The organism is Winslowiella iniecta, assembly GCF_001267535.1.
In the GTDB taxonomy this organism is placed as follows: Bacteria; Pseudomonadota; Gammaproteobacteria; order Enterobacterales; family Enterobacteriaceae; genus Erwinia; species Erwinia iniecta.
On record NZ_JRXE01000001.1, the window covers coordinates 250,941 to 259,499 of the forward strand.

Consider the following 8,559-nt stretch of genomic DNA (forward strand, 5'->3'; position numbering starts at 1 on the left):
AGTCAAGCAAGCGCCGCGCTTCCTGTAGCGACTGCGCCGGCGCTTCGCGCGTCAGTTTCAGCGCCACCAGCCAGCCGACGATACAGCCCACGGTCATCGAGAACAGCGTAATCAGCGTTGAGTGATTACCTTCACCAAAAAAGGCTTCTTTTAAGCCGGGAATATTATTAAACGACAATACACCGATCACCGTCACCACCGGAATCGACAGCGCCGGCAGGAACAATTTATTACCCAGTCGACTGGCGCTTTCTTTACGCTGCTCATCGGTACGTTGATGGTAACGACCCAGCTTAACGCCGCCAAAACCGGCGATTAGCGCCATAATCACCACCAGCACGCCGACGCTAATATGCAGCCAGCGCTGGCCCTCTGCGGCGGATCCGGCAAACTGATTCATCAGCGAATACGCCCAGTCTCCGATCAGAAATACCAGACCATACAGCCCCCAGAACAACCCGGTGGTCAGACGACGTGGGTTCGCCTTGTCGCGCCATGACATGATCGCCACGATCAGCAGGATCACCCCGGCCAGCCAGAAAAGATACTGTTGCTGGAACATTAGCGGTCTCCTTTTGCTTGCAGCGCTTGCGTATTCAGAGACGCCAGTTCAGCGGCGAGGGTTTTATCCAGCCGATGTAAACGCACGGCATGAATAATAAAGGCGCAGATAGCGGTCGGAATGCCCCACAGCGCGATATGCAGCGGCTCGGTCTGAATCCCGCCGGACTCCAGCATAAAGTTATGCATAAAGATAATCGCCCCAAAGGCGACAAAGATATCTTCGCCAAAGAACAGGCCGACGTTATCGGTCGCCGCCGACATGGCGCGCAGACGGTAGCGCACCTGCGGCGGCAGCTCGCCATAGCGGCTCTGCGCCGCCCCTTCCGCCATCGGTGCCAGCAGCGGACGCACCATCTGCGGATGGCCGCCGAGGCTGGTTAAGCCCAGCGCCGCAGTAGCTTCACGCACGAACAGATAAACAATCAACAAGCGGCCGGAGGTGGCGCTTTTGATATGGGCAATCCAGCTCTGCGCGCGCTCTTTCAGACCATGGCGCTCCACCAGGCCAATCACCGCCAGCGGCAGCAGCAGAATTAACGCCAGGTTACGGGTATTCAGAAAGCCGGATCCCAGCTTTTCCAGAATGGACTCAATCGGCATATGGGCGGCAACACCGGTAATAATACCGGCGGCAATCACCACCAGCACCGGATTAAAGCGCAGCAGAAAGCCGATAATGATTGCCGCGATGCCGATCAGCGGCCAGAGATTAACAGCAGTTTCCATAAGGACTCCCCCGAAAATAATAAAAACTCTCCGGCCAGACAGCCGGAGAAAATAAACAAAAATAATTATTGGCTGGTCACGGTGATCTGCTGCTCCGCAAAGGCTTCACGCAGGCGACGGGCAAACGCCAGCGCATGGGCACCGTCGCCATGCAGACAGACGCTGTCTGCCCGCACCGCAACCTCTTCACCGCTGATGCTCTGCACTTTACCGTGCATCACCATATTCAGCGTCTGCTGAATGGCTTGAGATTCGCTGTCGATCATTGCACCTGGCTGACTACGCGGCACCAGCGTACCCTCGGCCTGATAGCCACGGTCAGCAAACACTTCCTGACGCGCCGCCAGACCCAGCCGCTCAGCGGCACGGATCAGTTCGCTGTTCGCCAGCCCGACCAGTATCAACGTCGGATCGACCGCTTGCACCGCGCGGGCAATGGCGTCCGCCAGTTGCGCATCCACCGCCGCCTGGTTATACAGCATGCCGTGCGGCTTCACATGCGCCAGCCTGCCGCCTTCACTCTCAACAATCGCTTTCAATGCGCCGATTTGATACACCACCTGCGCGTATACCGTCTCGGGCGGCAGCTGCATGGCGGTGCGGCCAAAGTTTTCCCGGTCGGGGAAGCTCGGATGCGCGCCGATCGCCACGCCGGACTCCAGCGCCCAGCGTACCGACTGCAACATAGTTTCTGCATCACCGGCATGGAAACCACAGGCGATATTGGCGGAAGTGACCAGTTGCAACAGCTGACGATCGCTGCCGCTGCCTTCACCGAGATCGGCGTTAAGATCAACTTTCATCTGCTAATCCCCAGGCCATCTGATCGATCACGTGCTGCTGCTGCTGTTTTGCTTTCAGCGCTTCATCCAGCGTGCAATGAACAAAATGCATCGGCTCGCCGAGGCGAATTTGCGCCAGATGATAGAGATCCGCTTCGATCACGCAGGCAATACGCGGATAACCGCCGGTGGTTTGTGCATCAGACATCAACACAATCGGCTGACCGTTTGGCGGTACCTGAATCACACCTGGCAACAGACCGTGCGACAGCAGCTCACGGTCGCTGTCACGCGCCAGCGTACGCCCCTGCAAGCGGTAACCCATGCGGTTACTTTGCGGGCTAAGCTTCCAGCCGGTGCGCCAGAACGCTTCCTGCGATTCACGGCTGAATTCGTGATATTCCGGGCCAGGCAACGCGCGTAGACGATTTCCCCACAGCAGCTGACGCACGCCCGCCGCTTTGCGGAAGCGATGGGTCGGCTGTCCCAGTGGCAACTGGTCGCCATCTTCAACCCGACGGCCGTGCTGACCGCCAAAACCGGCTTTCAGATCGGTACTGACAGAACCCAGCAGCGGCGGCAGATCAAATCCACCGTCCAGCGCCAGATAGCTGCGCATACCGTGTGCCGGCATCGCCAGCGTCAGCTTTTGCCCGGCTTTCACCGGCGTACGCCAGCCGGTCCACACCGGTTTACCATCAATAGTGGCGTTGCATCCGGCACCGGTCAGCGCTATCCAGCCGTCTCGGCCAAATTCGGCGCTAAACTGGCCAAGGGTAATCTCCAGCACCGCGCTATCCTGTGGGTTACCCACCAGCAGATTAGCGGTTTTCATTGCCGGAATATCCAGTGCACCACTCAGGCCAATGCCATACTGACGCCAGCCGGTGCGGCCCGCATCCTGAATTGAGGTACTGATTCCGGCACGAAAAATGGTCAGCATACGCCCTCCTTTTGTGGCACAAAGCGAATGCTGTCGCCGGGGCGCAGCAAGGTTGGTGGTTGATGCTGCGGATTAAACAGCGGCAGATCGCTTCGGCCAATCAGCTGCCAGCCGCCTGGCGAGGCCAGCGGATAGATTCCGGTCTGACTGCCGCCAATCCCCACCGATCCGGCCGGAACCATCACGCGTGGCTCAGCGCGACGCGGGGTATGCAGACGGTTGTCCAGCCCACCCAGATACGGGAAGCCCGGCTGAAAACCGATAAAATAGACCACATAATTCGCCGAGGCGTGTAATTCCACTACCTGCTTCGCCGTCAGTTGATGATGGCGCGCCACCTCTTCCAGGTCGGGACCCGCCTCACCACCATAAATCACCGGAATGTCAATCTGGCGCGACTCAGGCAACACCGCCTCGCTCTCTTCCCACCAGTTTTGCAGACGTTCAATCGCATCCAGTGCGGTCTGTTGCGGGTTATGCAACACCACGGTTAAATTGTTCATGCCGGGAATGGTTTCCACCACTTCCGGGTAACTCTTAAGGCGCTCGCTCAGCCCCCAAATACGTTGCTGACTTGCAAGGGATACCGGGGGATCCAATTCAAGCACTACCGCGCGTTCCCCTAACAGGTAACAGCGTGCTCGTTGCAATATGCACCTCCTGACAGACTAAAAGTGACATACCCTCACAGCCTGGTATTGCAGCAATACCAGGCTAATTGGATATAAGCTTATTCATTTAAGACAAACAGTTATGCTTAACTACTCTATGAGTGTCAATCAATTTACTGCCTCACTTCCGGCAGAAGTGAAGCAGTAACAGAGAGAAAATCAGGCGGGATTGTCGATATCTATAAAGGTGACGTCAAGTCCATGGTTTTCCGCCAGCCACTCGCCCAGCGCTTTAATCCCTGCGCGTTCAGTGGCATGGTGACCCGCAGCAAAAAAGTGCAGACCGTTTTCGCGCGCGCTGTGAATGGTTTTTTCCGAGACTTCCCCGGTGATAAAGGCATCAACACCAAATTCTGCCGCGTCATCAATAAAGCCCTGCCCACCGCCGCTGCACCAGGCAATACGGCGGATATGCTGCGGCGCATTGTCGCCACAGTGCAGCGGCGTGCGGCCGAGGACGTCAGTAATACGCTGCGCCAGCTGCTCGCCGGTCAGCGCTTCTTTCAATTCACCCCACGGCACCAGCGGCATAATCTCACCGCGCACCTCGATTTGCAGCAGTTTCGCCAGTTGGGCGTTATTGCCGAGCTGCGGATGGGCATCCAGCGGCAAATGCCAGCCATAAAGGTTAATATCATTGGCCAGCAGCGCCTTCAGGCGATTGCGCTTCATCCCCTTAATCACCGGCGCTTCGTTTTTCCAGAAGTAGCCGTGATGCACCAGCACCGCATCGGCCTGCTGACGCACCGCCTCATCCAGCAACGCCTGACACGCCGTGACGCCAGTTATGATTTTCTTTACCTCGTCGCGACCTTCCACCTGCAAACCATTCGGTGCGTAATCGCTAAATGCTGCGGTGTTGAGCTGCTGGTTGACGATCTGTTCCAGTTCGGAATTGCGCATTGTTTTACCTGCCTATTTTCTTGCTGCCTCAAAGGCTTCCAGTGTCCTCTTTCGTGCCTCCTTATGGTCTACCAAAGGCTCGGGATAATCGAGTTTTTGCTGATTTTTCTTTGCCCACTGCTGTGGCTGATGGATGGCTTCGTCGGGCACTTGCTGCAATTCCGGCAGCCAGTGGCGAATAAACTCACCTTTAGTATCAAAGCGTTCGCCCTGTGTGGTCGGGTTAAAGATGCGAAAATAGGGAGCCGCATCGGTGCCGGTGGACGCCGCCCACTGCCAGCCGCCGTTATTCGCCGCCAGATCGCCATCGATCAGCTGCGACATAAAATAACTTTCGCCTTCACGCCAGTCGATCAGCAGATCTTTCACCAGAAAACTGGCGGTAATCATCCGCAGACGGTTATGCATCCAGCCCAGGGTATTGAGCTGGCGCATGGCAGCATCGACAATCGGATAACCGGTTTTACCCTGCTGCCAGGCCTTCAGCTGACGATCATCCTTGCGCCATTGCACCTTTTTGGTCCAGCGGGTAAAAGGCTGATGACGGCACAGCGCCGGATACGCCACCAGTAAATGACGATAAAACTCACGCCAGATCAGCTCGTTCAGCCAGATAAAGCTATCGTCACCTTCCAGCGCCTTAGGATGCTGCTTTAATAGGCGATGCAGGCACTGACGCGGCGATAACACGCCGGTCGCCAGATAGACCGACAACCTGCTGGTGCCGTCTGTCGCAGGGAGATCGCGCTGGCCGGGATATTCCATCACCGTTTGCTGGCAGAAGTGCCGCAACTGTTTAATCGCCGCCTGCTCGCCAGCAGGGAAAAGCTGTTGATCGTATGACTGACGCGGATAATCGAATGGCTCCAGCCGGGGTGATGTTTTCAGCGGTGCGCCCTCACGCGCTTGCGGCGCGGGCACGCACTCCGGCAAGCCCTGTAACAGGCGTTTGACAAAGGCTTTGCTGAACGGCGTAAACACTTTGTACATCTCGTGATTGCCGGTCTGCACGCTTCCGGGCGGTAACAACAGGCTGTCATCAAATCCCTGCGCAATAATATCCTGATCAAACAACACTTTTTCCACTGCCGCATCGCGTTGTCGTTCATTAACTTCATACTGATAGTTATAGAACAGGCGATCAACCTGATGCTGCTGACAAAATTCAGACAGCTGTTCTGTCGACGCTGCAAAATCATCGCATTGTAAATAGTGCAGCGGGATACCGCGCTCGGCCAGCTGCTGCTGAAGCAACTGCAAATTGTCATAAATAAACGCAGCCTGGCGCGCAGCCATCTGATGTTGCTGCCACTGCCCCGGTGTGGCAATAAACAGCGCGATGACGTTAGCTTTCGTGTCGCGGCACGCCGCATACAGCGCGGTATTATCATTGATGCGCAAATCATTACGCAGCCAGACCAGATGGGTGGTCATAAAACTCCTGCCGTGTTAGTGGCCGTAGCGCAAACGCAGCGCTTCCGGATAGGGCTCGAAATAACGCTGTTGCGCCAGATAAGCATCCGGAAATTCGGCCATATAGTGTTTCAGTAAAGTAATCGGTGCCAGCAGTGGCTGGATACCCTGACGATAACGGTCAATCAACGCGGCCAGCTCCTGGCGCTGTGGCGAAGTCAGTTGCTTACGGAAATAGCCTTGCACATGCATCAGCACATTGGTGTGATTGCGGCGCGTGGCCTGCTGCGCCAGCAGGCTCATCAGGCGGTTACGATATTCAACCGCGTACTGCTCCAGCGAATCCCATTGATCTATCGCCGCCACAAAACGGCCAAGCTCGCGATATTGTGGCTGAGAGTGCGCCAGCAGCAGCAGCTTATAACGGCTGTGAAACGCCACCAGCCCGTGTCGGGTCAAACCCGTCTTGCACAGCTGATTAAACTCATACAGCGCATACACTCGCTCGACAAAGTTTTCACGAATAGCATCGTCATGCAGACGACCATCTTCTTCCACCGGCAGCCAGGGAATTTCGCGCATCAGCTCGCGAGTAAAAACGCCCACCCCGGCTTTACGATTGTTATTGGTCGCGGATTCATAAACCCGCACCCGCTCCATACCGCAGCTTGGCGATTTGGCACAAACGATATAGCCGCACAGATGGTGTAGATGCGCCACCTTCTCCGCCGAGAATGCCTGCATCTGGTCAGTAATATCTTCTCCGCCCTCTTTGCTATAGCAAAGGGCGATCTCATCCTGTTGCGCTTTCACCAGCCGCAGCGCCGGACGCGGCGTACTTAAACCTATCGCGATTTCAGGGCACACCGGTTCAAAGCGCACAAAGGGAGCGAGTTCATCAGTGGCGAAGGCAAAACGTTTATGGCCGCCGTCAAACCGGACGCTGTCACCCAGCAGACATGCACTGATTCCTACCGGAATTTTTTCGCTCATAGTTGTACAACCTCTAAAATCTTGTAGAGGTTTTAAGTGTAGCTGAAACTGCGGGCGGTGACACGGGAAGGATCACATCAGAGGAAGATTCGTTATGCAGTATAGTGGGATACCGACCGCAACGCGGCGATCGCAGCACCTCAGCGCTCTACCTGTCCGGCAAGTGGCTGAGAGAGGCGTGGGTTCAGGGGGGCTGATCCTGAGCATGGAAGCTAAAAACAAAAAGTCGGAAGGATCGTTTAGATCACTTCGGGCTTATTTTTATCTGGTGATCATAATATCTGGATGCCTTTATAATTTTATAAAATCTGAAAGATTTTCATCACCAAATTTGTCGCGACGCCCTTCCACCGGGTTAATTGCATGCGTGATAAACTTGAATAATTATTTTAATTCAGAGATATTTACTTGTCATGAAATTTCCTGAAGAGAGACTAATTCACTGTTTTCATTCTCATATCCATAAATTTTCATAGTGCTTCTCGTGACTGGTTAAAATGATTGTAGTGAAGCATTGTTTTTCTGCTCTGGTACTTGCTGAAACCTAAACTCCGCACAGCAGCATCAACTGGTAGCAGGGAGCAGAGCCTATCGATAACGCATGAAGGAGCGTTCCGTTCCCTTTTGACTCCTGCTGTTTTATATACTTACATTAACCCATCGTTCATCTATATAAGGATTAATTGATTCTATAGTTAGAAATTCGGACTCACAATAAATTTCAAAGTCTTAATTTTCAATTAAAATAGTTGCCACCCCAGGTAAAGAGTTTACTTTTGGATCGCAGAAAAAAATACTCTTCGCCTCTCGCGCCTGAATTTTTCACCCCGTCAAATCCCGGCACCAAATTAATTGCACTATAACCATGACCTTCCCATTTTTTGGGATATTTCTTCGAAACCCCTTTTTATATTGAAAGAGAACCTTACTGAAAAGTGATCAAAAAATGAAAATCCAGTAAATTCTGCGTTACATATATCTAAACCTCCATCAAACATATGAGCTATTTTTTCTTTGCGTAGAGCATTATCAAACCACATATTAATACCTTACTAAAAGTTGTAATGTCCGTGAGTGCTAAAAACACTTCCGGTAGTTGAAATGTTACCTGTTCCTGGTTCCAACGGCCTTACATTAAAGTGGGGTTCAGCGCCATGTAAAGGGGTTGCTTTAGCATGCCCTAAACTAGGTTCCTGAATAACGACAGTTGAACCATTTCTTTCTTTGTAATGGTATTGCCGGGTTTATACAGGAATACCATTTTTACCACGCACAAAGCCATCATAACCATCACCCAATTTAGCTCGGCTAACTTCAAAGGGATGCTGACTGCTAGGTATCCCGGCATCACGTCCAGACGTCTGGCCTGTCTGAACGAATCCCGCCGACTTACACCCTCATAGGCTGTTTTCTTACTAGGTGTACATCTCGTTAAACCAATGGATCAATCCAGCTTAACGGATTCGGCGCATACGCATATAGATTCAGCCCGCCCGCCATCACAATCGGCTCATGTAACGCAAAAGTACCGACAGTTGTATCGTACGATAACTTTCGGTTTTAA

10 protein-coding genes are annotated in these 8,559 nt (G+C 53.6%); all 10 read right to left on the reverse strand.

Annotated elements, in window-relative coordinates; genetic code table 11:
• On the reverse strand, nucleotides 1-562 hold a 562-nt coding region (locus NG42_RS23190), incomplete at its 3' end, for a 5-oxoproline transporter, DUF979 family subunit (protein ID WP_241488275.1).
• The gene (locus tag NG42_RS01130) at nucleotides 562-1,290 is read right to left on the reverse strand and encodes a DUF969 domain-containing protein (RefSeq protein WP_052896901.1); all 729 of its coding nucleotides are present in this window, start codon (nucleotides 1,288-1,290) and stop codon (nucleotides 562-564) included. The genes NG42_RS01130 and NG42_RS23190, both read right to left, overlap by 1 nt.
• 65 nt (nucleotides 1,291-1,355) lie before the next feature.
• Nucleotides 1,356-2,093, reverse strand: a complete 738-nt coding sequence (gene pxpA, locus NG42_RS01135) for a 5-oxoprolinase subunit PxpA (protein ID WP_052896903.1) — start codon at nucleotides 2,091-2,093, stop codon at nucleotides 1,356-1,358.
• Nucleotides 2,083-3,015: a 5-oxoprolinase subunit PxpC gene (gene pxpC, locus NG42_RS01140; RefSeq protein WP_052896905.1), complete on the reverse strand. Its 933-nt coding sequence runs from the start codon at nucleotides 3,013-3,015 to the stop codon at nucleotides 2,083-2,085. The genes pxpA and pxpC overlap by 11 nt, the downstream gene beginning before the upstream one ends.
• Nucleotides 3,009-3,665, reverse strand: coding sequence for a 5-oxoprolinase subunit PxpB (pxpB, locus tag NG42_RS01145; RefSeq protein WP_052896907.1), 657 nt, complete (start codon nucleotides 3,663-3,665; stop codon nucleotides 3,009-3,011). Before pxpB ends, pxpC begins: the two co-directional genes overlap by 7 nt.
• A gap of 180 nt (nucleotides 3,666-3,845) precedes the next feature.
• Nucleotides 3,846-4,589: a type 2 GTP cyclohydrolase I gene (locus NG42_RS01150; RefSeq protein WP_052896909.1), complete on the reverse strand. Its 744-nt coding sequence runs from the start codon at nucleotides 4,587-4,589 to the stop codon at nucleotides 3,846-3,848.
• 12 nt (nucleotides 4,590-4,601) lie between these two features.
• Nucleotides 4,602-6,023: a deoxyribodipyrimidine photo-lyase gene (phrB, locus tag NG42_RS01155; RefSeq protein WP_052896911.1), complete on the reverse strand. Its 1,422-nt coding sequence runs from the start codon at nucleotides 6,021-6,023 to the stop codon at nucleotides 4,602-4,604.
• Nucleotides 6,024-6,038: 15 nt separating this feature from the next.
• The gene (locus NG42_RS01160; protein WP_052896913.1) at nucleotides 6,039-6,995 is read right to left on the reverse strand and encodes a YbgA family protein; all 957 of its coding nucleotides are present in this window, start codon (nucleotides 6,993-6,995) and stop codon (nucleotides 6,039-6,041) included.
• A gap of 1,052 nt (nucleotides 6,996-8,047) precedes the next feature.
• Nucleotides 8,048-8,194 (reverse strand): HNH/endonuclease VII fold putative polymorphic toxin, encoded by a 147-nt coding sequence (locus tag NG42_RS22535; protein ID WP_156324254.1) that lies wholly within the window; start codon nucleotides 8,192-8,194, stop codon nucleotides 8,048-8,050.
• Between the two features lie 232 nt (nucleotides 8,195-8,426).
• Complete coding sequence (locus NG42_RS23195; RefSeq protein ID WP_241488276.1) at nucleotides 8,427-8,495, reverse strand: RHS repeat-associated core domain-containing protein; 69 nt, start codon at nucleotides 8,493-8,495, stop codon at nucleotides 8,427-8,429.
• Nucleotides 8,496-8,559: the final 64 nt, after the last annotated feature.